The organism is Chitinimonas sp. JJ19 (genome assembly GCF_036961565.1).
In the GTDB taxonomy this organism is placed as follows: domain Bacteria; phylum Pseudomonadota; class Gammaproteobacteria; order Burkholderiales; family Chitinimonadaceae; genus Chitinimonas.
Map to the genome: position 1 here is coordinate 275,848 of NZ_JBAMDD010000004.1, position 21,835 is coordinate 297,682.

A 21,835-nucleotide genomic window follows, 5' to 3' on the forward strand; every position below is an offset into this window, starting at 1 on the left:
GAGCCCTACCATGTCTGAATCCATCGTCATTGTCTCTGCTGCCCGCACCCCCATGGCCGGGCTGATGGGTGACTTTGCCAGCCTCACCGCCAGCCAGTTGGGCGCCGTCGCCATCAAGGCCGCCGTCGAGCGCGCCGGTCTTGCCGCACATGACGTCGAAGAAATCATCATGGGCAACGTGCTGCCCGCCGGCCAGGGCCAGGCGCCCGCCCGCCAGGCTACCCTGGGTGCCGGCCTGCCGCTGTCGGTCAATGCCACCACCATCAACAAGATGTGCGGCAGCGGCATGAAAGCCATCATGCTGGCCCACGACATGCTGCGTGCCGGCAATAACAGCGTGATGGTGGCAGGCGGCATGGAAAGCATGAGCAATGCCCCCTATCTGCTGGCCAAGGCACGCGGTGGCTACCGCCTGGGCCATGGCGAGCTGAAGGACCATATGTTCCTCGACGGCCTGGAAGATGCCTACGACAAGGGTCGCCTGATGGGCACGTTTGCCGAGGAGTGCGCCAGCAAGTACAGCTTCAGCCGCGAGGCGCAGGATGCCTTTGCCCTGACTTCGCTGAGCCGTGCCAATGCCGCGATCGCGGCAGGTCACTTCCGCGACGAGATCAGCCCGGTGACCGTGGCTGGCCGCAAGGGTGATGTGTTGATCGATACCGACGAGCAGCCTGGCAAGGCCATGCCGGAGAAAATTCCTGGCCTCAAGCCCGCCTTCAAGAAGGATGGCACCGTCACTGCAGCCAACTCCAGCTCCATCTCGGACGGTGCAGCCGCCCTGGTGCTGATGCGCGAGTCGGATGCCAAGGCCCGGGGCCTGAAGCCACTGGCCCGCATAGTCGGCCATGCCAGCCATGCGCAGGAACCGGGCTGGTTCACCACGGCACCCGTCGGTGCCATCAAGAAGCTGTTCGAAAAGACCGGCTGGAGTGCCGACTCGGTCGACCTGTACGAAATCAACGAAGCCTTTGCCGTGGTCACCATGGCCGCCATGACCGAGCTGAACCTGCCGCATGACAAGGTCAATATCCATGGCGGTGCCTGTGCCCTGGGCCATCCCATAGGCGCATCGGGCGCCCGTATCGTTACCACCCTGCTCTATGCACTCAAGCAGCAAGGCAAGACCCGTGGCGTTGCCAGCCTGTGCATAGGTGGCGGCGAAGCCACTGCGCTTGCCGTTGAGCTGTACTGAGTTAGCAGACCCGGCAGCAAGGGCTAAAGTGGAATGACCATCTACGGGAGTCTACTCATGCGCCCTGCCCTGCCCCTAAGCCTTACCCTGCTTGTCGCCCTGGCAGCTTTGCCTGCCAGGGCGGAGCTGCGCACCGTCCTGTGCGAGTGCGACTCGCCTCCGCTGGTCGAATTCGCCCCTGGCAGCTACAAACCCACAGGCGGGTTGATCAAGGACATGAGTGAGCTGATCGCCCGGCAGATGGGGGTCAAGGCCAGCTATGTGGTGCTGTCGCGCAAACGTATCGACCTGGCGCTGACCCGGGGCGAAGTGGATTTGCTGTGCTTCTCCAACCCCGCCTGGACCTCGCTGGCAGACAAGCTGCACTGGACCGAAGAGATCGTGCCGCAGGTGGAAAGGGTGATGATGGACAAGACGCGCGCCGCCCGGACCAACAACGTCAGCGACCTGAAAGGTTTACGTATGGGGCTGATCCATGGCTTTCACTACCCTGCCATCGATCCCTTGATACTGACTGGCGATATCAAACCGGTGTACGAGAAGGATCATGAATCCAACTTCAAGCTGCTGGAGCGCGATGCGGTGGATGGCCTGATCAGCGCCGATCTGCAAATTGCCCATTACCTACGCAATCCGCCGGCCAGCGGTCGACCTTTTGGCATGTCCAACTATGTGGTCAGCAGTACGCCCACCCATTGCGCCGTGCCCAAGGCCAGCCCCATCAAGGTGGAACGGGTCATGCAGGCGGTACAGCAACTCAAGGCACAAGGCGCGTTCGACAAGCTGCTCAACCAATACCGGGTAGCACAACCTGCCCGTTAGGCAAGAACCCATGACGCTTTATTTCGAAGACCTCAAGCCAGGACGTGTATTCAAGGCAGGCCCCCTACAGGTGGAACCCGCCGAGGTGCACGACTTTGCCAGCAAGTACGACCCCCAGCCCTTCCACCTGGACGAAGCCGCCGGCGCCGCCAGTGTTTTCGGCAGCCTGGTGGCCAGCGGTTGGCAGACAGCGGCCTACAGCATGCGCATGCTGGCAGCCAGCGAGCTCAACAGCATTGCCAATGGTCTGGTAGGCCTGCAGATAGACAAACTGATGTGGCACCAACCGGTCAAACCGGGCGATACCCTGACCGCCGAATTCGATGTCATGGGCCGCAAGCATTCGCGTTCCCGCCCCGCCTTCGGCGTGGTGCAACTGGCCTGGCGCACCTTCAACCAGCACGGTGAGCTGGTGATGAGCCTGGAAAACGCCATCTGGGTCGCCGTACGCGATCCGGAGGGGAAGTGACATGGCGCTGACGCTGTATGGCAGCAGCTACTCACGCAGCCTGCGTGTGTTGTGGATGCTGAAGGAACTGGACCTGCCCTTCGAGCACATCCCGCTGGCTTGGAAGGAATGCAGCCAGAATGCCGACTACCTGGCCATCAACCCGACCGGCACCATACCAACGCTGGTGGACGATGGCTTTGTGCTGGCCGAATCGCTGGCCATCAACTTACACCTGGCACGCCGGTATGGCCGCCTGTGGCCTGCCACCGAACAGGATCAGGCACTGTGCTGGCAGTGGTCGCTCTGGGCAGTCGCCAGCATGGAAACCAGCTATATCCAGTGGGCCGACCACACCCTGTGGCGGGCACCGGAGGCACGCGACCCCGCCCTGGCCGCAGCGGCCAGCGAAGCCCTGCAGCGCCCGCTGGCCAGGCTGGAGCAGGCGCTGAAGGGCCAGCCCTGGTTGCTGGGGCACGATTTCAGCGTGGCCGATCTCAATGTCGCGGGTTGCATCAACGGCCTGCGCCGGTTCGACCTGACGGCCTACCCGACCGTGGCGGACTGGCTGAACCGCTGCCTGGACCGCCCAGCCTATCGCGCCGCCACCCAACTCCCCTGAAACGCCGGTACAGGCGTCACCACCCCACAGGAAGCAGCAGGAAGAGACACAATGATATTGAACGAAGAACAACAGATGATACGCGACGCAGTGCGCGACTTTGCCCGTGAAAAGCTGTGGCCCACGGCCGGCTTGCGCGACGAGACACTGGCCTTCCCCTATGACGAGCTGGCCGTAGCAGCCGACCTGGGCCTCTTGGGCCTGACCGTGCCGACCGAGTGGAACGGTGCTGGCCTCGACTACCTGTCCTCGGCCCTGGTCATAGAAGAACTGGCCGCTGGCGATGGGGCCTTTTCCACCATCGTATCGGTACACAACTCGGTCGGTTGCGGCCCCATCATGGCTTTTGGCACCGATGCCCAGAAAGAGCAGTACCTCAGAAAGCTGGCCTCCGGCTCCTGGCTGGCCAGCTTCTGCCTGACCGAGCCACAGGTTGGTTCCGAGGCGGCAGCGATCAAGACCCGCGCAGTCAAGGATGGAGACCACTACGTACTCAACGGCGCCAAGCAGTTCATTACCAATGGCAAGAACAGCCAGTTGGCCATCGTGATTGCGGTCACCGACCCGGCTGCCAGCAAGAAGGGCCTGAGCGCCTTTGTCATCCCCACCGACACGGCCGGCTATACCATCTCGCGGGTGGAGAAAAAGCTGGGGCAAGCTGCCTCCGATACCTGTGCCATCGTGCTGGACAACTGCCGTATACCCGCCGCCAACCTGCTGGGCCGCGAAGGCGAAGGCTACAAGGTGGCCCTGGCCAGTCTGGAGTCCGGTCGTATCGGTATCGCTGCCCAGGCGCTGGGCATGGCACGCTCGGCCTATGAATGCGCCCTGCGCTACAGCAAGGAACGCGTCACTTTTGGCCAGCCTATTTTCGAGCACCAGGCCGTCAATTTCCGCCTGGCCGATATGGCTACCCAACTGGAAGCCGCCCGCCAGCTGATCTGGCATGCCGCCAGCCTCAAGGATGCCGGCATGCCCTGCCTCAAGGAAGCCAGCATGGCCAAGCTGTTTGCCAGCGAGATGGCCGAGCGGGTCTGTTCCGATGCGATTCAGATCCACGGCGGCTATGGTTACTTGAACGATTTCCCGGTAGAGCGCATCTATCGAGATGTACGCGTGTGCCAGATATACGAAGGCACCAGCGACATTCAACGACTCGTCATCGGTCGCGCCATCGGCAACGAAGTGTAGGCTGCCGCAGCAAGACGCCCCGACGACCCAAGGAAATAGAGATACAGACATGCAGGAACAAATACAGCGCATACGCCCCGACCAGGGCGAGGTACTCCGTGGCCTGCGCCTGTCGGGCCTGAACGAGGCGCCCGATGCCTTTGGCCGCCGCTACGCAGAGATCGCCGCCCGCCCCCTGCAGTATTGGGATGACCATGTACGCCGATACGCCACCAGTGCGGAATCGGCCACCTTTGTGCTGTACCGCACCGGCAAACCGGTAGGTATGGCCGGCGCCTATCTCGAAGGCGGTCGCCGCGATCATGCCTATATCTGCAATATGTGGGTGGAGCCCACCTTCCGGCGTGGCGGTGCTGGCGCCCGCCTGGTCAATACCGCCAATCGATGGCTGGCCGAGCAAGGTGTGGAGCGCATCAACGCCTGGGTAGTCGAAACCAACGACACAGCGCTGCGCTTTTACGAAACCCTGGGATTCATGCGGACCGAGCAAAAGCGGCAGATGCCCAGCAACCCCGATATCCAAGAAGTGCTGCTGGTGTTCGATACCGCCTTGCTATGAGCGCCATGTTCGCCGCTACCCCCAAGCCGCCCTACTATGCCGTCATCTTCACGTCGCAACGCAGCGCCGTGACGGCAGCTTACGACGACACCGCAGAGCGGATGGTGGCACTGGCGCAACTGCAGCCGGGCTTTCTGGGGGTGGAGTCGGTGCGCGGCGCCGATGGCCTGGGCATCACGGTCTCCTACTGGGAGAGCGAGGCTGCCATCGCCAACTGGAAACAGCATGGCGAACATAGCCTGGCCCGCGAGCAGGGACGCAAGTCCTGGTACGCCGCGTTCGAGACCCGCGTTGCCCGCGTCGAGCGCGCCTACGGTCAGCAGCGCCCCGGCCTGCGGTTCGTGCCGGCGGGCGAGGCGGACAAGCCTTACATCCTGGAACAGACCCGCCTCAATCTGCCCCTGCGTGCGCTGGGCAATTGGGGTGTCGAGCAGTTGGAGCAGGATTGGCCCCTGCTGCAGAACCACCTGCTGTACCTGGATAGAGACCGCATAGGCATACTGCGCTGGCGCCTGCGCGACGAGAGCCTGCACATTTCAGATTTCCAGATCGAAGCAGCCCATCGCAATCGCGGACTGGGTAGCCAGGCCATGCTGCAGTTCGCCCAGCTGGCTCGCGCCCAGGGCCATGCCCGTGTGTCGCTGCGGGTCTTCCACGACAACCCGGCCCGGCGCTTGTATGAGCGACTGGGTTATGCCGAAATCGAACGCAGCGATCACTGGGCCGTACTGGCCAAGTCCGTCTGAACCGTCCACAGGAGCCGCCATGCAGACCTTCCACCTAGACGCCATCAGCCAGGATAGACAAACCCTGGGCGAGGCCTACCACGAGTTTCTGCGCAGCCGTGACATGAGTGCTGGCGTGTATCACCTGCAGCCAGGGGCACACGACAGCCAGGGCGCCCATCAGGAGGAATCGCTGTATTACGTGATCAATGGGTCAGCCAGCATGCAGGTGGGCAGCGACAGCCTGGAAGTGGCTGCTGGCAGCATCGTCCATGTCCCGGCCCGCGTCGCCCCGCGTTTCAGCACGGTACATAGCGCCCTCGACGTACTGGTGGTGTTTTCGCCTGCCGAATCAGCCCCTACCGTCGCCATACGAGGCGCGGTGTAAAGCCCCTATCGATCTCTCCCTACCCGCAACCGCCTGCCACCGGCAGGCACGACCATGCCAAGACCCGCGCCCCGGCGCTGACCGAGACCAGATGAATACCTTACCCAACACCATCAACCCCAAGGCAGAACAGTTCCAGACCAACCAGGCCGCCATGCAGCTGCTGGTGGACGACCTGCGCCTGCAGGCCGCCCGTGTCGAGCAAGGTGGCGGCGAAACAGCCCGCAACCGCCATACCGCCCGGGGCAAGCTGCTGCCGCGTGATCGCGTGGCGCAATTGCTCGATGTCGGCTCGCCCTTCCTGGAAATCGGCCAGTTGGCCGCCTACGGCCAGTACGACGACCAGGTGCCCTCTGCCGGGCTGATCGCTGGCATAGGCCGGGTCAGCGGTGTGGAATGCATGATCATCGCCAACGATGCCACGGTAAAGGGTGGTACCTACTACCCGATCACGGTGAAGAAGCACCTGCGCGCGCAAGAAATCGCCATGGGAAACCGCCTGCCCTGCATCGCACTGGTGGACTCCGGCGGCGCCAACCTGCCCAACCAGGACGAAGTCTTCCCCGATCGTGATCACTTCGGCCGCATCTTCTACAACCAGGCCAATCTCAGCGCCCAGGGCGTACCCCAGATTGCCGCCGTGATGGGCAGCTGTACGGCAGGCGGTGCCTATGTGCCCGCCATGAGCGACTACAGCGTGATGGTCAAAAACCAGGCCACCATCTTCCTGGCTGGCCCACCCTTGGTCCGCGCCGCAACCGGCGAGGTGGTAACGGCCGAGGAGCTGGGCGGTGCCGATGTACATGCCAAGATCAGCGGCGTGGCCGACTACTACGCGCACAACGATGCCCATGCGCTGGATCAGGTGCGTCGCATTGTTGCCAACCTCAACTGGGTCAAGCCTATGACAGTGGCGACCAAGCCTGTCCTGGCGCCGCTCTACCCGGCAGAAGAACTCTACGGCATTGTCGGCGCCGACCTGAAAAAGCCCTTTGATATCCGCCAAGTGATCGCCCGCATTGTCGATGGCTCGACCTTTGACGAGTTCAAGGAAACCTACGGCACTACGCTGGTTACCGGCTTTGCCCACATCTATGGCTATCCGGTCGGCATCATCGCCAACAACGGTGTGCTGTTCAGCGAGTCGGCCCAGAAGGGGGCGCACTTTATCGAGCTGTGCAGCCAGCGTGGTATTCCGCTGGTGTTCCTGCAGAACATCACCGGCTTTATGGTGGGCAAGAAATACGAGGCCGAAGGGATAGCCAAGCACGGCGCCAAGATGGTGACCGCTGTGGCAACCAGCAAGGTACCCAAGTTCACCATGGTGATCGGCGGCAGCTACGGCGCCGGCAACTACGGCATGTGTGGCCGGGCCTACAACCCCAACTTCATGTGGATGTGGCCCAATGCCCGCATCGCGGTGATGGGTGGCGAACAGGCCGCCGGCGTACTGGCCCAGGTGCGCGAAGAGGCGTTGGCCAAGCAGGGCAAGACACTGTCTGACGAGGACAAGGAAGCCATACGCAAACCGCTGCGCGACCAGTTCGAAGCGCAAAGCCACCCCTACTACGCCACCAGCCGGCTGTGGGACGATGGCATCATCGACCCCAAGGACAGCCGCCGCGTACTGGGCCTGGCCATTTCCGCCAGCCTGAACAAACCCATAGCCGACACCAAGTTCGGCGTGTTCCGGATGTAAGGCCTACCGCCCATGTCCCGCCTCCCTACACTTGCCGCCCGCCAGCTGCAGCCGCTGCTGTGGCTGGCCTGCGCGCTGGCAGCCTGGGCCGAATCCGGCCCGGCTGTCCCCGGTCCGGCTGTCCTATTGCAGCCCATGGGCCGCATTGCGCCGCAGCATGTGGAATCCGTACGCCAGGCCATTAGCCAGGTGTATGGTTTTGCGGTGGCCGTCGGCAAAACGCAGGGCCTGCCCCAGGCAGCCTACTACCCGGCTCGCCAGCGCTATCGGGCAGATCGCCTGCTCGACTATCTGGCGCAGCAACGGGCGGGCAATGGCCCCATCATACTGGCGCTGACCGATGCCGATATTTCCACCACCCTGCATGGCAAGCCGGATTGGGGGGTGTTTGGCCTGGGCTCGTTGGACCGCAAGGTGGCGGTCGCCTCCACCTACCGGCTCAAGCGGGGCGCCAGTGCGGCGCAGCAGCAACTGCGGCTGAGCAAGGTGGCAGTGCACGAGATTGCCCATAACCTGGGCCTGCCGCATTGCAGCAGTGCCTTGTGCGTGTTGACCGACATGGAAGGCAGCATAAGCAAGCTGGACGCCGCACCGCTGGCTTTCTGCGGCGTCAGCCGCCTGCTGGTGCAGGGACTCAGCTACGCCAAGACGCGGGTCGGCACGCCATGAATACCACTGCCCCACACACCATGCAGATTTGGGTCGATGCCGATGCCTGCCCCGGTGTCATCAAGGAAATCCTGTTCCGCGCCGCCGAGCGCTGGCAGGTGCCTACCACGCTGGTGGCTAACCAGCTGATACGCATACCGCCCTCGGCCTGGATACGCAGCCTGCAGGTGCCCGCCGGTTTCGATGTCGCGGACAGGGAGATCGTTTTAAAGGTGCAAGCCGGCGATCTGGTCATCACTGCGGATATTCCGCTGGCGGCGGCCGTCATAGAAAAAGGTGGCCATGCCATCAACCCGCGCGGCGAGATCTATACGCCCGAGAACATGGCCGAAAGACTGAGGATGCGGGACTTCATGGAGGCGCTGCGCAATAGCGGCGTAGAGACCGGCGGACCAGCCGCCTTCAGCCAATCGGACCGGCAGGCTTTTGCCAATCAGTTGGACCGGTTCTTGCAGAAACACCAAGCCTAGGAGACAAGATCATGAGCACATCCCTGACTACCCACATCGCCAGCAATGGCGTGGCTACCCTGACTCTCAACCGGCCCGAGCGCCACAATGCCTTCGACGACGGCCTGATTGTGGAGCTGACCGAGGCACTGCAGGCGTTGGCGGAGAATCCGGCCGCACGTGTCGTGGTCCTGGCCGCCACCGGCAAGAGTTTCTCGGCAGGTGCCGATTTGGGCTGGATGAAGCGCATGGCCAGCTACGGCGAGGCTGAGAACCTGGCCGATGCCCGCAAACTGGCCCAGCTGATGCATGTGCTAGACACGCTGCCCAAGCCGACCGTGGCCGCCGTGCAAGGCCCGGCCTATGGCGGTGGCGTAGGTCTGCTGGCCTGCTGCGACATGGTATTTGCCGCGCCCGAGGCCATGCTGGCTCTGACCGAGGTCAAACTCGGCCTGATCCCTGCCGTCATCTCCCCCTATGTGGTGCGCAAGATAGGCAGCAGCCATGCACGGCGCTACTTCCTGTCGGCCGAGCGCTTCACGCCTGAAACCGCCCTGCGCATCGGCCTGGTGCACGAGATCGCCCCGCAGGACGAAGTCAGTCCACTGGCGCACAGCTGGGCGGCGCAGTTGCTCATCAACGGCCCGGCCTCCATGCAGGCTGCCAAGCAACTGGTTGCCGAAGTGGCTGACCGCCCCATTTGCGGTGAACTGAACGAGCATTGCGCTCAGCGCATTGCCCGGCAGCGTGTCAGCCCGGAAGGCCAGGAGGGGCTCACCGCCTTCCTGGAAAAGCGCCCACCCAACTGGGTCACCCAATAACGACATGACTTGCGTACCGGCGCCTGGCGCCGGTACCGCCTCCCTCCCTTGCAGCACTGTGCTTCACAACGAGCCAAACCGATGTTCAAGAAAATCCTGATCGCCAACCGGGGCGAAATTGCCTGCCGTGTCATCAAGACAGCCCGCCAGATGGGTATCAAAACCGTCGCGGTCTATTCCGATGCCGACGCCGATGCCCGCCATGTAAAGCTGGCCGATGAAGCCTTCCGCCTGGGCCCACCTGCACCACGCGAGTCCTATCTCAAGGCTGACCTGATCCTGGAAATCGCCCAGCGCACCGGTGCCGAGGCCATCCACCCCGGTTATGGCTTCCTCAGCGAGAACGAGACGTTTGCCGAGGCCTGTGCTGCGGCCGGCGTGGTCTTTATCGGCCCACCTGCCAGCGCCATCGCCGCCATGGGTTCCAAGTCTGCCGCCAAGACGCTGATGGAGAAAGCCGACGTACCCCTGGTGCCCGGCTACCACGGCGACAATCAGGATGCCGCCTTCCTGCAGGCCGAAGCAGATCGCATGGGCTACCCCGTACTGATCAAGGCCTCCGCCGGTGGCGGCGGCAAGGGCATGAAGATCGTCGAGAAAAGCGAGGATTTCGCCGGCCAGCTGGCCTCGGCCAAACGCGAAGCCACCGCCAGTTTTGGCGATGACATGGTGCTGGTGGAGAAATACCTGACCAAACCCCGCCATATCGAAATACAGGTGTTTGGCGACACCCATGGCGAGGCGGTCTACCTGTTCGAGCGTGACTGCTCGGTGCAGCGCCGTCACCAGAAAGTGTTGGAAGAAGCACCGGCCCCCGGCCTGAGCCCCGCCTTGCGGGCGCAGATCGGCGAGGCGGCCGTACGGGCCGCCAAGGCCGTGGGCTATGTCGGCGCCGGTACTGTCGAATTCATCTTCGACACGCTTTCCGATGCCTTCTACTTCATGGAAATGAACACCCGGTTGCAGGTTGAGCATCCGGTGACCGAGATGATCACCGGTCTCGATCTGGTGGAGTGGCAGTTGCGCGTGGCCAGCGGAGAGCCGCTGCCGCGCCGCCAGGATGAACTACGCATACAGGGCCATGCCTTCGAGGCTCGCGTTTATGCCGAAGACCCCGCCCGCGACTTCCTGCCGCAGATAGGCCGACTGGCCCATATGCGCCAACCGCAAGAATCAGCCCATGTACGGGTGGATACCGGCGTCACCAGCGGCGATGAGATCTCGCCCTGGTACGACCCCATGATTGCCAAACTGATCGTCTGGGACGAAAACCGCGACCGCGCACTGGATCGCCTGTCCAGCGCCCTGGCAGAGTATGAAGTCGTGGGGCTGGATACCAACCTCGACTTCCTCGGCCAATTGGCCAGCCACCCCGCCTTCCGCGCCGCTGAACTCGATACCGGCTTTATTGCCCGCCACCGCGACACCCTGATTCCGCCACCAGCCACCATCAGCAACGAAACCCTGGCCCTGGCCGCCCTGGCGGAACTGGCCCTGTTGGAGGGTAAGAGCGAAGCCGCCCGCCAGCGTGCCAAGGATGCCGACTCGCCCTGGTGGCAGGTAGACGGCTGGCGCCTGAACCAGGACAACCGTCACGCCCTGCATTTCCGCCACGGCGAAGCAGAACACGCGGTGATGGCACACTATCGCGATACCGGCTATCTGCTGGAGATTGGCGAGGCACAGATCGCTGCACACGGTACGCTGACCGAAGGCCAGCTCCACGCCACGCTGGATGGCTATCGCCTGAGTGCCAGCGTGGTACGCGATGGCAACACCCTGACCCTGGTACGCAATGGTCACAACATCGCCCTAACCCCGTTCAACCCCTTGCTGGCCGGACTGGCAGCCGTCGAAGCCGGCGGTGGCCTGACCGCCCCCATGCCCGGCACGGTGGTAGCCGTTCACGTCAAGGCTGGCGATCAGGTGGAGAAAGGCACGCCCTTGGTCATCCTGGAAGCCATGAAGATGGAACACACCATACTGGCCCCCCAGGCCGGCAGGGTAGCCGAGGTGTTCTTCCAGAAGGGTGAGCAGGTCAAGGAAGGCGCCGCACTACTGGAAATTGCCAGCGACTAGGCACTGTCGGCCTGGGCGGCTCCCAAAATGACAAGCCCTGCTCTGGTGCATCAGAGCAGGGCTTTGTGGGGCTTTATGTCAGGTGGCGTGCATCAGAAGCTGGCAACAGACAGATACTGCGCCAAGCCATACAGATTGCGGGTCGTTGGTGAATAGTTGAGCAAGGTCGCCTGATTGCCCAGCAGGTTCTGCAGCTGTGTCTGGCGGGCTTGCGCGACGAATGGATTGCTATCTGTCGCATTGGCGGCGCGCAGCCCTTCGGTGCTACGGCGCAACTGGCTGGTCACCGTACTGTTCTCAGTCACCCCCTTCACCTCGCTGGCCACCTGCGACAGCAGGCTGGTAACGCCATCAGCGTTGGCTTCAAAGGCCCGGTTGAACTTTTCCTCGTCCAACTTGAAGCGCCCTTCTCCGGCGCGCTCAACACCAAGCTGCGACAGCGTCAGCCGCTTCAGGCCGCTACCCGATTCAGCGCCCCCCAGCGCCGAATCCAAGTCGTTAGCGACGCGGCGGGTCAAGCCATCTGCCTGCAGATTGCCCGCCTGGCTATAAAAGCCATTCAGTGCAGCAACCAGCTTACCGGCACTGCGGCTAGCTTCGCTGGCATCACGGCTCAAGCTTATGCGCGCCGTCCCCGTGCCCTCTATATTCAAGGTCGCCCCACTCAGCGCCCGGCTGACCTGGTTGCTGGGACTGCTGACAGCCCGTCCATCGACTTTCAGTTCCGCATCCTGCGCTGCCCGCAGCTGCGTGAGATTACGCCCCGCCCCAGCCTGTTCAACTGGATCAAAGGCCAGCCGCGATAGCCCCTGGGTGCTATCCGTGCCATTCGCATCATTGTCGCGTACCCGGATACGGAAAGCCTGGTCCGTACCCGTATTCTGGCCAGTCAGTTCCAGCCTGGCGCTGCTGTCTTCCTGCACCACCCTGGCGCTGATACCCACGCCCGCACGATTGATGGCATTGGCAATACCGTTGAGCGAACTGTCGAGCACACCTATGGAGACCTGCGCCGTGGCTTGGTCGCCCTGGGTAAAGGTATTGGTGCTGCTGTTGAAGCGGCCAAAGTCGATATTGAGCGTGCCCGTCCCCACCAGGCTGGACGGATCAAACGCCTGGCTTTGCAGGCGCTGCGACTCAGCGGTCTGTGTCACCTCCACGGTAGCAGCACGCAAAGGGCCCGCTTTTTTGTCCACATTGGCGCTGATCTGCCTGTTGTCGGAGCGCAGGCTTACGCCAGCAACTTCATCATCGCTATCCAGCCCGCCTACAGCCGTCTTGAGGTTGGTCAGTGCCGATTGCAGGCGCCCGTAGTCCGACAGCTTGACCTGTGTAGAACCAGGCAGGCGCAGGCCACCCACACCGCTGCCAGCGCCATTGCCGCCAGCCGAGTTCAACCCCGTTGCACGCCCAAGGCTTTGCAGACGCAGTGGATCGTTGGATACTAGGCCATAGGCCCGGCTCAGGTTGCTGGCGATGCTGGTGAGATTCACGATAACCTCCACGCAAGCGCCATGACAGCGGCACCTGCCCTTTTACTATACGCTTGATTTTACTAGGCTTAGCCACCGTTCTGCCAAGCGGTGCAGTATTACCCAAGGAGTATTTGATGTGCCAGCTGATGGGCATGAACTGCAATGTGCCTACCGATATCTGCTTTTCGTTCGAGGGTTTCCGCCGACGTGGCGGTGAAACGGACCACCATGCCGACGGCTGGGGCATAGGCTTCTTCGAAGGGCGTGGCTGCCGCCTGTTCATCGACTGGCAGGCCTCCACCACCTCGCCCATTGCCGAGCTGGTGCGCAGCTATCCCATCAAGTCCACCAACGTGATATCGCATATCCGCAAGGCCACCGTGGGCAAGGTATCGCTGGCCAATACCCACCCTTTCCTGCGTGAACTGTGGGGGCAATACTGGTTATTCGCCCACAACGGCGACCTCAAGACCTTGCCCGCGCTCAGCGCCGAGCGCTTTCAGCCAGTGGGCGACACCGATAGCGAACATGCCTTCTGCTGGCTACTCGAGCAGCTGTCTGCCCGATTCCCGGCCAAGCCAGACGCAGCCACCTTGCAGGCCGCCCTGAGCCAGTTGGCCGCCGAGCTATCCCGCCACGGCACGCTCAATTTCCTGCTATCGAATGGCGAATGGCTGGCTGCCCACTGCGCCACCAATCTGCACTACATCGTCCGCAAGGCACCATTCGGCCAGGCACACCTGATAGACCAGGACATCAGCGTCGATTTCGATGCCCTGACCACCCCCAACGACCGCGTCGCCCTGATCGCCACCCAGCCACTGACCGACAACGAGGCCTGGACAAAAATGCAGACGGGTGAGTTGGTTGTCTTTGTGGATGGCCAGCCTACCCGCTAGCAGGCTTCACACTGCCTCATAAACCAGGACGGATTGGTGCTTCAAAATATCGCCGATCATCCAGCCACACATTTTGTTGCAGATATGCAGATGGGGCTGCGTTGAGCTCTTACGCCATCACCTCTAGCTTCTCAATATCCTTCCAATCCGCCGCACGGCCAAGCGCGTGCATGTACTTATCAAATGTGGTTCCCACCTGATCGGAAATGGGTTGATCCAAGAGCCATACTGAATCACATTCGAAGCACAACGAAAAACGAAGCTCTGGCTTAGCTTTGAGTCGAACCCACCAAATGGCATCTTGCAGACAATAAGGACAGAGCTTCATATTTAGACGGTTCTTAACCTTCAAGAGCTTGAAGCAACACGCTCCGCGCAATGCTATTTGGCACAACCCAAATGGCAAGCACCCGGTTTTACCGGGTGCCAGCATCTCACTTATTCCAACGATACCGCTTTCCAGCTCCTCACTGGCACCCTACCAGACTCAGTCTATGGTGCACTCGAAGTCCTTTTGATCGGCCTGCTTCTCCAGCACGGCCTCAGGCGGCTTGTTGGTGCCCTTGTCAGTGGCGATGGGCACGCCACTGCGCGGCGGCACGGTGATCGGCGGTGTGGTCAAGGTACCCACATAACCGAACTCGCCGGTGCCGAACTCCTGTGCCCCACCCTGGTTCTGCACCACGATGCGACCATCTGCCACGTCAACATACAGGCCATCCAGCGGAATCTGCCCTTCGTTGCTGCGATAATCGTCGCACTGGCTTTCCTCCTTGCGGCAGAACAGCACGCCATAGTTGGTGCCGCGTATGCCTATGGTCGCCGTCGGCGTGGCCATACGGTAGTTCTCCAGGCCGTTACGCTTGCCCACCAGCCCAGTCACCGCCCGCAAGCCCCCTTTGACCAGCCGGAAGAAGGCGTTGTCTTCCTGCGGCTTGGCCTGATCGAACTTGTAGTCATCGATCTTGAGCTGGGTATTGGGCCGCAGGGTCAACTCCCCACCGTCGCTGAACTTCAGTCTGGCATAGGTATTGGCCCCAGTGGAGAGCAGGTCGCCCTTGTCCACGCTGGACTGTAAACCCAGTATCTTGACGATACCATCCGCCTTGCGCGCACTTAGCACGCCGGCCAGCTGGGTTACGGTACCCGCCTGGGCTGCGTAAGCAGGCACGGCGAGGGTGAACGAGACCAGAAGCGTCGCCATCTTCAGCATGGTGCTAGCACTTCTTGGTTTTCTTGTTCTTGTCATCGCCTTGTTCCTCATCAGTTTGCGTCTGGTCGCCGCTCTGCTGCTCGTCTATCTTCTTCTGGGCATCGTCCTTGACGTCGCCCGCATTATTCACCGTGGTATTGACCGTATTGATAGCGTTGACGGTATCGTTCTGGGCACTATCGTCTGTCGTCGGCGCCGAACTGCCCGGTACCAGACCACCCGATGCATCGCGTACCACGGCATAGCCTACGCCGCTGTTGAACTTGAGCTGATCGGCAGGCACATCCACGCCCATATCGATACGTCCACCCGCATTGACTGTCAGCTGACCACCACGCACATTGATGAGGCCAGGGGTAACCGAGCTGACTGCGCCCGTCGTCGCATTCACTGCCACCGCACCGGTCGGGCCAGCATCCAGCAAGCTCAGCGCAATATTGCCTTGCGCCGTGTACCCTATGCTGCCGCCATTGGTAGAGGTGGTGGTACCTGCTGCCATCAGCACATTGCCGGTCTGGGAATTCACCGTCACTGCCCCGTTGCCGCCGAGTACGATATTGGCGTTCTGGGCCACGCTGCCGCCGGCATCCACCAGGCAACCGCCCGTGGTGCTCTGCAGGTTGCCGTTGATGGTGATGTCATCGTTACCCGTACCCGAACCCGATTTGAGGGTAATCCCCGAGCCAGCCGACACGCCACCAGCACCAATGGTGAGTGGGCTATGGGTGATCAGATCCACCGAGGTGCCAGCCACAACCGGGCCGGTGGTGGTCAGGCCGCCGTTCGATTCGATACGCACGCTGCCCGAACCTGCAGTAGCCCCCTGCACTTCCAGTGCAGTTGCATTCAGTACATCGATGGAGCTGCCTGCCTTGGCTTGCAGCACCTGCAGACTGGTTTTCAGCGGTCCTATCATGCCGCCAGCCGAGAAACTGGCAAGGCGGGCGCTGACGCTATTGCCACTGCCCGAGCCCACGATATTGCCCGATGCCGTGGCAGCCAGGTCACCCGTGGTCAACAGCCCAGCCAGGTCTATCACACCCAGGCTGGCCAGCTTGATACCCTTGCCGCCACCTGCCGTGCCTGCGGCAGTCAGGTTGCCGCCTGCCGTCAGTTCGATGGCGCCATCGGTGGTCGTCACTACCGCGTTCAGGGCGTCCTTCTCGTTGATGAACACGCCGCCAGCGCTGGTCACCTTCAGGTTGTTGGCTGCCACCCGCAGTGCCTCGGCACTGGTGCCTACGCCGCCGGATGCCACCGACAGTTCAATATCGCCACCTTTGACCTCGCCGCTCAGGCCACCAGCCAAGTTAAGCAGTACCGAACCAGAGCCCGCGTCGATAGAAGCCAGCAAGCCGGTTGCATCGGCCGTCTTGAGCTGGATATTGCCGCTATCGCTGCCCAGATTGGCACTCGCCAGGCTGCCCAGGCTATTGATGAAGACGCCGCCACTGCCGGACTTAGCCGTGAGGTTGCTGGTATTGACCGAGGCCGCAGCGCCCGAACTACCGATGCCAGTAGCCGCAATCAGCGTCAGCGTCGGCGCCGTGATGCTGACACCGCTGGCGGTGGTAATGCTGCCGCCGCTGTCCAGCGTCAGTGCGCCGCTGGAACTCAGGTTACCGCCCAGATTGAAACTGCTGGCCGACTTGAGCGCCAGTTCCGCCGCCTCCAGGCTCACGCCTGCCGGTGTGTTCAGGCTGCCGCCGCTGGCCAGCGAGAGCTTGGCCAGCGAACCGCTCAGTGAACTGACAGTCAGGTCGCCGCTGGCGGTGGCCAGCGACAGGCTGCGATTGCTGCCCCCCACCGTTGCACCGACAGTGCTGGCACCGCCACTGGCAAAATCGATATCGCCATTGGTGGTGGTCAGTTGCGCCGTGGTGCCATCCGCCTCATTGGCAAAGATGCTACCGCCGCTGAGCAGGGTCAGGTTGTTGGATGCCAGTTGCAGGCGCTGCCCGGCATTGCCTATCGATCCCACAGCCTGGACATGGACATCGCTGCCCGCCACGCTGCCGGTCATATCGCCCGCCACGCTCAGGCGTACATTGCCCGAACCGGCGTTCACCCCTGCATTCAGTGGCGAAGTGCCCACGCTGTTGATATAGATGCCCGCGCCGCTACCGCTGGTGGAGGCCAGCAGGTTGCTGGTGTTGACATTGGCGCTACCGCCTTCGGTGCCTATGCCGCCTACGGCACGCAAGGTCAGCGTCGGCGCCGAAATGGTGGCGCCCGCCGCCGTCGTGATCACGCCGCCGCTATCGAGCGAGAGCGCCGTATTGGCAGTCAGGTTGCCGCCCAGGTTGAAGCTGTCTACCGATTTCAGGCTCAAATCCGCCGCAGACAGATTGACACCAGCACTGGTGATCAGGCTGCCCGCCGATGCCAGCGTCAGCTTGTTGGCCACATCGCTGAGGCCCGCTACCGTCAGGTTGCCGCTGGTGGTTGTCAGCGACACATTACGGCCGGCACCGCCGGTCGATGCCGTCACGCTGGCAGCCCCCCCGCTAGTAAAGCTGATATCGCCATTGTTGGTGGTCAATATGGCCGAATCCACGCCATCGGCCTCGGCAATATAGATGCCCGAGCCGCTACCAGTGGTAGTGGCCTTCAGCAGGCTGCTGGCATTCACCCGCACAGGCCCACCATCGGAGCCTATGCTGCCTGCAGCCATCAGCGTAATGCTGCCACCGCTGGCCCCGGCCAAGTTCAGGGCACCTGCGCTGTTGACCAGCACATCACCGGTGCCGGTCAGGCTGCTAAAGGACAAATCACCCGCACCCGTGATATTGATGCCGCCACCCGAGCTGGTCGCGCTGAGCGAAGCCGACCCCTGCGCGTTGTAGACAATATCGCCAGCCGCATTCAACGTTACCTGGCCCGCATTGGAGGCAGCATAGATACCGGCACCAGCACCTGTTGTCGCCAAGGTCAGGTTGTTGGCCGTGATGCCCAAGGGCGCACTCGCCGACCCCAGGCTGCTGGCCGATGTCAGGGAGACCAGACCGCCGGAGATGGCGGACAAGCCGGTAATGCCACCGCCGCTATTCACAATGATATCGGTGGCCGTCAGGCCATTAAGGCTCACACCGGCACCTGCCTTGATATCAACCACACTGGCGCTGACCATCGCACCGGCGTTGAAGCTGCCGGTCAGATCCGTACCCAGGCGACCTGACAAGGAGATGCCTGTTGGCAGATTGACGTTATTGCCGGTCAGCAGCAGGTTGTTGGTAAACAGACTGGCTGCCAAGCCGGTACTCAGGGTGAGATCGCCAGTGGGTTGGAAGGGCGACAGCGTCAGCGACGACAGTGGCGAGGCCGATGTGCCCAGCGACTGGCCGCCAAAGACGATATTGTCCGCTGCTACCGTGGCACTGCCTATGCTCAGCGCAGGCGCCGAGCTCATATTGAAGGTGCCGGCCTTGACGTTCAGGTTGTTGACGAACACCGACGAGCCATTGAAAGCCACCGAGCCTGCAGACCCCGCTTCCAGCGTCAACCCGCTCAGGTTGTAGCTGTAGTTGCTCAGCGACACACTACCGCCGCTGGACTTGAGCGCAAGCTCATTGCCAGTGATGCTGGCACTGGCGTTGATGTTGTTCAAGGCCGAAACAAACAGATTGCCGATATTCAAGGACGAGGATTCGCCACCTGCGAACAGGCTCAGGTTGCCGGAGCCTTGCATATCCAAGGCCACGGTACTGATGGTGTCCGATCCCGAGCCGATATAAACCGACATGCCGCCGCCGCTGGTCAGCTTCAGTGGTGCGCTCTTGGACCCTACGGCCCCCGTACCACCCATGCTCTGCAGATAGAGGTTGCTGGCGGACACCATGCCCGAGGCGCCAGCCTGCACCGCCGCGTTGCCGGACTTCAGGTTCACGCTCGTGGTACCTGCCACCAAGGCGTTGATATCGATCCCGCCGTCACCCTCCAGCGTCAGACCGCTGGCCGCAGTAACGTTGCTGTTGATCGTCAGCTTGCCATCACTGACCAGGTCGACAAACCCGCCTCCATTCACCAAGCCATTGACCGTCAGCGGCCCTACGCTCTTGATGGTGATGTCGTTGGGGCCGGTAACAGCATTGCCGCCAAAGTTGGTCAACGCCATCGCGGTATTGTTGTTCACATTCAACGAGCTGGCACCGCTGCAAGCGCTCTGGCATACCGCAGCACTTAACTCGGCAATCTCGTTGACCGAGCCACTGCCATTGAGCAGGATGTTGCCGGTCCCCGAGGCATTCCCCGAGGTCACAATCAGGTGCTTGGCCCGGACATGCGAACCGTCCACCTGCGTAATGTCGCCAAACTTGGAGTTGAGCTTGACCGTGCCGCCCGCCCAACCTATGCCGACACTACCGACCTTCAAGCCCTGATTGATACCGGCAGTCTCGGTAATATCGAGTGTCAGGCCGTTATAGCTACCATCGTGGGCAGCATTGATCTCGGTCTGGGTGGTCTTGCCATCTAGGCCGCCTATGGTGACATTGCCCTTGGCAGCAATAATGAAAAGGGCATCGGTATCCACCCGCGTGTTGACGCCGGAATTAAATCCTCCCGTGCCCACATGCAGATTCACCGTCGGCGCCATCACAGATGCCGTACCGGTCATGCTGGCAGCGCCGTTCAGCGACTTGAGTTCTACCGTGCTATCGCTATCTAGCGAGCCATCCAGCGTGATGTTGCGGCTTGCGTCAATTTTCAGCAGGCCCGCAGCGTCCACCAAGCCGCCCGAGCCCAGGTACACATCCCGCCCCATCAGGGTCACCGTGCCGCTGCTGGCAGTGATATTGGCGCCCGAGGCAATCGAGATGTCATTGGTCGCCTGCAACAGTACCGAAGTCGAACTGCTGATGGTACCGAGATGGAAAATCCCGTTACCTGCAATCAGGTCTACCGGGCCACCATTGGTCGTAATGGTGGCACCCGAACCCACCAGGATATCGTGATCGGCATCCAGCACCACACTGCCCAGATCGCTGAGTATGTTAACGCCGCTCAAAACCTCGATATCGTTGTTTGCTTGCAGGGTCAGGCCAAAGTCGCTCTCGACATCCTCGGCGACCGTGATGTTGTTGTTCGATTGCAGCGTAACCATCGCCGACGCACCCTGGATATTGATCAGGGAGGCGGAGATGTAGGAATGATCGGCGTGCTCGGCGTAGCTAAAGGTATTGTCCAGCAGGGTGCCGCCGCTGCCGCCATCCACGCACACCGTCGGCAGGCACACGGCTGGCGCAGAGCCTATCCACAGGTCTGTTGGGTCCAGCAGCAGCTGCCCCACCTTGCCATGGGTCGATGAAAGATCCACCACCGAGCGCAGGTCGAGGTGGCCCTTGCTCGAAATCTCGGTAAAGCCGCCGTCACCACCCAACTGGCCACCACGGGCACTCAGGTTGCCTTGCACACGGGTCGCCAGGTCAGACCAGACTATCAGCCGGCCGCCCATGCCATTACCGGTGGCGTTGGCACTCACCGTCGCCCCGTCGGCGATAGCAGTAACCTGCGCATTCTGTACGTCAGGGTTCTTGCCCTGGAAGTCACCGCCGATACGTATCTGGCCACCGCCATCACGCCCATCAGCCACCACGGTCGCGCCGTTGAACACGCCCACGCGCTTGCCCAGCAAGGTCGCCTGCCCGCCGACACCACCCGTGTTGGAGACATCCACCACACCACTGACCAGGGTGTCGCCCGCACTGGTCTGTGCCAGCACCTGGCCACCCTTGGCCTCGGTGCGGCTACCGGCAGCCAGGTTCAAGGCATCGGTGGCCTTGAAGACGATCTTGCCACCCTCGCCCACTTCGGCACGGTTGGCGCTGACCACGCCCTGCTGCATGATGGCCGCAGCAAAGATGCCGATACGGCCTTGCTCGGCAATCAGTTGCCCCACATTGACCACCTGGCCGGCAGGTGCATGCACCTTCACGCGCAGGCTGGTATCGACGCCATCGACCAACTCCACGCTGCGGCCCGCCGAGAGCAATATCTCGCCCTTGGGCGATACGATGACACCGCTGTTTTCGACATTGGGTGCGATCAGATAGACAAAGCCGCCAGACGGCGTGGTGATATTGGCGGCATTGCTGATATTGCCTGTGGCCGCACCTTCAAACTTAAGCTTGCCGGCCCTGAAATCGTCGTCGCTGATATTGAGCGTCGAGGCCACCAGACCCGCCGTATCAATCTGCGCCCCCTGGCCGAACACAATCCCGTTCGGGTTGATCAGGAACACCCGGCCATTCGATTGCAGCTGCCCCAGTATCTGCGAAGGATCCTGCCCAGTGATCCGGTTCAGCACTGCGCTATTGGCATTCTGCTGCACAAAGCGGGTCAGTTCGTCCTGATTGATGGAGAACGACTGCCAGTTGATCACCGTACCCGGTGTATTGGTCACGATCAGGCTGTTGCCTTGCTGATTGAACGTGGCACCACCCGACACCACCGTACCACCGGTGGGGTTGGCAGCGGCCAGCGGCGCATAGCAGGCCAGCGTGGCAACAAACAGGGATTTCATGGCAAAACCGGGCTGCTGCGAGATACTCATGGTGACTCCTTCCGCTCGACGCGGAGGCGGTTTA

The 21,835-nt window shown here is 61.9% G+C and carries 17 protein-coding genes; 14 read left to right on the forward strand and 3 right to left on the reverse strand.

The genetic code is table 11. The annotated features are described in order from the left end of the window. The first annotated feature begins 10 nt into the window (after nt 1-10). From V7714_RS07345 to V7714_RS07405, 13 genes are all read left to right on the forward strand, one after another. The gene (locus tag V7714_RS07345) at nt 11-1,192 is read left to right on the forward strand and encodes an acetyl-CoA C-acetyltransferase (protein WP_335709128.1); all 1,182 of its coding nucleotides are present in this window, start codon (nt 11-13) and stop codon (nt 1,190-1,192) included. 57 nt (nt 1,193-1,249) lie between these two features. Then, the gene (locus tag V7714_RS07350; protein WP_335709129.1) at nt 1,250-2,014 is read left to right on the forward strand and encodes a substrate-binding periplasmic protein; all 765 of its coding nucleotides are present in this window, start codon (nt 1,250-1,252) and stop codon (nt 2,012-2,014) included. 10 nt (nt 2,015-2,024) lie between these two features. After that, on the forward strand, nt 2,025-2,483 hold the full coding sequence (locus V7714_RS07355; protein WP_284198054.1) for a MaoC family dehydratase: 459 nt from the start codon (nt 2,025-2,027) through the stop codon (nt 2,481-2,483). A gap of 1 nt (nt 2,484) precedes the next feature. After that, a complete protein-coding gene (locus V7714_RS07360) occupies nt 2,485-3,084 on the forward strand; it encodes a glutathione S-transferase family protein (RefSeq protein ID WP_335709130.1) in 600 nt (199 codons plus the stop codon). A gap of 51 nt (nt 3,085-3,135) precedes the next feature. Then, the gene (locus V7714_RS07365) at nt 3,136-4,275 is read left to right on the forward strand and encodes an acyl-CoA dehydrogenase family protein (RefSeq protein WP_335709131.1); all 1,140 of its coding nucleotides are present in this window, start codon (nt 3,136-3,138) and stop codon (nt 4,273-4,275) included. A gap of 49 nt (nt 4,276-4,324) precedes the next feature. Beyond that, nucleotides 4,325-4,834, forward strand: a complete 510-nt coding sequence (locus V7714_RS07370) for a GNAT family N-acetyltransferase (protein WP_335709132.1) — start codon at nt 4,325-4,327, stop codon at nt 4,832-4,834. 5 nt (nt 4,835-4,839) lie between these two features. Next, nucleotides 4,840-5,580: a GNAT family N-acetyltransferase gene (locus V7714_RS07375; RefSeq protein ID WP_335709133.1), complete on the forward strand. Its 741-nt coding sequence runs from the start codon at nt 4,840-4,842 to the stop codon at nt 5,578-5,580. A 19-nt stretch (nt 5,581-5,599) separates the two neighbouring features. Next, nucleotides 5,600-5,947 carry a cupin domain-containing protein gene (locus V7714_RS07380; protein ID WP_335709134.1) on the forward strand — a complete coding sequence of 116 codons (348 nt, stop codon included), beginning with the start codon at nt 5,600-5,602 and terminating at the stop codon, nt 5,945-5,947. Between the two features lie 91 nt (nt 5,948-6,038). Next, nucleotides 6,039-7,646, forward strand: coding sequence for a carboxyl transferase domain-containing protein (locus V7714_RS07385; RefSeq protein ID WP_335709135.1), 1,608 nt, complete (start codon nt 6,039-6,041; stop codon nt 7,644-7,646). Nucleotides 7,647-7,658: 12 nt separating this feature from the next. Continuing rightward, nucleotides 7,659-8,315 (forward strand): hypothetical protein, encoded by a 657-nt coding sequence (locus V7714_RS07390; RefSeq protein ID WP_335709136.1) that lies wholly within the window; start codon nt 7,659-7,661, stop codon nt 8,313-8,315. Continuing rightward, nucleotides 8,312-8,785: a YaiI/YqxD family protein gene (locus V7714_RS07395; RefSeq protein ID WP_335709137.1), complete on the forward strand. Its 474-nt coding sequence runs from the start codon at nt 8,312-8,314 to the stop codon at nt 8,783-8,785. The genes V7714_RS07390 and V7714_RS07395 overlap by 4 nt, the downstream gene beginning before the upstream one ends. 11 nt (nt 8,786-8,796) lie before the next feature. Next, entirely contained in the window at nt 8,797-9,585 is a 789-nt protein-coding gene (locus V7714_RS07400; protein ID WP_335709138.1) for an enoyl-CoA hydratase/isomerase family protein, read from the forward strand. Nucleotides 9,586-9,666: 81 nt separating this feature from the next. Continuing rightward, on the forward strand, nt 9,667-11,664 hold the full coding sequence (locus V7714_RS07405; protein ID WP_335709139.1) for an acetyl/propionyl/methylcrotonyl-CoA carboxylase subunit alpha: 1,998 nt from the start codon (nt 9,667-9,669) through the stop codon (nt 11,662-11,664). Between the two features lie 92 nt (nt 11,665-11,756). Here the strand turns inward: V7714_RS07405 and fliD are convergent, their stop codons facing one another. Beyond that, nucleotides 11,757-13,157, reverse strand: a complete 1,401-nt coding sequence (gene fliD / locus V7714_RS07410) for a flagellar filament capping protein FliD (RefSeq protein WP_335709140.1) — start codon at nt 13,155-13,157, stop codon at nt 11,757-11,759. Nucleotides 13,158-13,273: 116 nt separating this feature from the next. On the opposite strand from fliD, the gene V7714_RS07415 reads away from it, so the two are divergent. Next, a complete protein-coding gene (locus tag V7714_RS07415) occupies nt 13,274-14,038 on the forward strand; it encodes a class II glutamine amidotransferase (RefSeq protein WP_290331944.1) in 765 nt (254 codons plus the stop codon). 487 nt (nt 14,039-14,525) lie between these two features. Here V7714_RS07415 and V7714_RS07420 read toward each other — a convergent pair whose 3' ends face one another. Further along, nucleotides 14,526-15,242, reverse strand: a complete 717-nt coding sequence (locus V7714_RS07420) for a FecR family protein (protein ID WP_335709141.1) — start codon at nt 15,240-15,242, stop codon at nt 14,526-14,528. Nucleotides 15,243-15,255: 13 nt separating this feature from the next. Further along, a complete protein-coding gene (locus V7714_RS07425) occupies nt 15,256-21,801 on the reverse strand; it encodes a two-partner secretion domain-containing protein (protein WP_335709142.1) in 6,546 nt (2,181 codons plus the stop codon). Nucleotides 21,802-21,835 lie beyond the last annotated feature (34 nt).

Excerpts from the sequence above, each read along its gene's own strand:
- V7714_RS07365 (WP_335709131.1), top strand. The coding sequence starts at position 3,136 with ATGATATTGAACGAAGAACAACAGATGATACGCGACGCAGTGCGCGAC.
- V7714_RS07375 (WP_335709133.1), top strand. The coding sequence starts at position 4,840 with ATGTTCGCCGCTACCCCCAAGCCGCCCTACTATGCCGTCATCTTCACG.
- V7714_RS07390 (WP_335709136.1), top strand. The coding sequence starts at position 7,659 with ATGTCCCGCCTCCCTACACTTGCCGCCCGCCAGCTGCAGCCGCTGCTG.
- V7714_RS07425 (WP_335709142.1), bottom strand. The coding sequence starts at position 21,801 with ATGAGTATCTCGCAGCAGCCCGGTTTTGCCATGAAATCCCTGTTTGTT.
- V7714_RS07380 (WP_335709134.1), top strand. The coding sequence starts at position 5,600 with ATGCAGACCTTCCACCTAGACGCCATCAGCCAGGATAGACAAACCCTG.
- V7714_RS07370 (WP_335709132.1), top strand. The coding sequence starts at position 4,325 with ATGCAGGAACAAATACAGCGCATACGCCCCGACCAGGGCGAGGTACTC.
- V7714_RS07345 (WP_335709128.1), top strand. The coding sequence starts at position 11 with ATGTCTGAATCCATCGTCATTGTCTCTGCTGCCCGCACCCCCATGGCC.
- V7714_RS07350 (WP_335709129.1), top strand. The coding sequence starts at position 1,250 with ATGCGCCCTGCCCTGCCCCTAAGCCTTACCCTGCTTGTCGCCCTGGCA.
- V7714_RS07420 (WP_335709141.1), bottom strand. The coding sequence starts at position 15,242 with ATGGCGACGCTTCTGGTCTCGTTCACCCTCGCCGTGCCTGCTTACGCA.
- V7714_RS07400 (WP_335709138.1), top strand. The coding sequence starts at position 8,797 with ATGAGCACATCCCTGACTACCCACATCGCCAGCAATGGCGTGGCTACC.
- V7714_RS07385 (WP_335709135.1), top strand. The coding sequence starts at position 6,039 with ATGAATACCTTACCCAACACCATCAACCCCAAGGCAGAACAGTTCCAG.
- V7714_RS07415 (WP_290331944.1), top strand. The coding sequence starts at position 13,274 with ATGTGCCAGCTGATGGGCATGAACTGCAATGTGCCTACCGATATCTGC.
- V7714_RS07395 (WP_335709137.1), top strand. The coding sequence starts at position 8,312 with ATGAATACCACTGCCCCACACACCATGCAGATTTGGGTCGATGCCGAT.
- V7714_RS07360 (WP_335709130.1), top strand. The coding sequence starts at position 2,485 with ATGGCGCTGACGCTGTATGGCAGCAGCTACTCACGCAGCCTGCGTGTG.
- V7714_RS07405 (WP_335709139.1), top strand. The coding sequence starts at position 9,667 with ATGTTCAAGAAAATCCTGATCGCCAACCGGGGCGAAATTGCCTGCCGT.
- V7714_RS07355 (WP_284198054.1), top strand. The coding sequence starts at position 2,025 with ATGACGCTTTATTTCGAAGACCTCAAGCCAGGACGTGTATTCAAGGCA.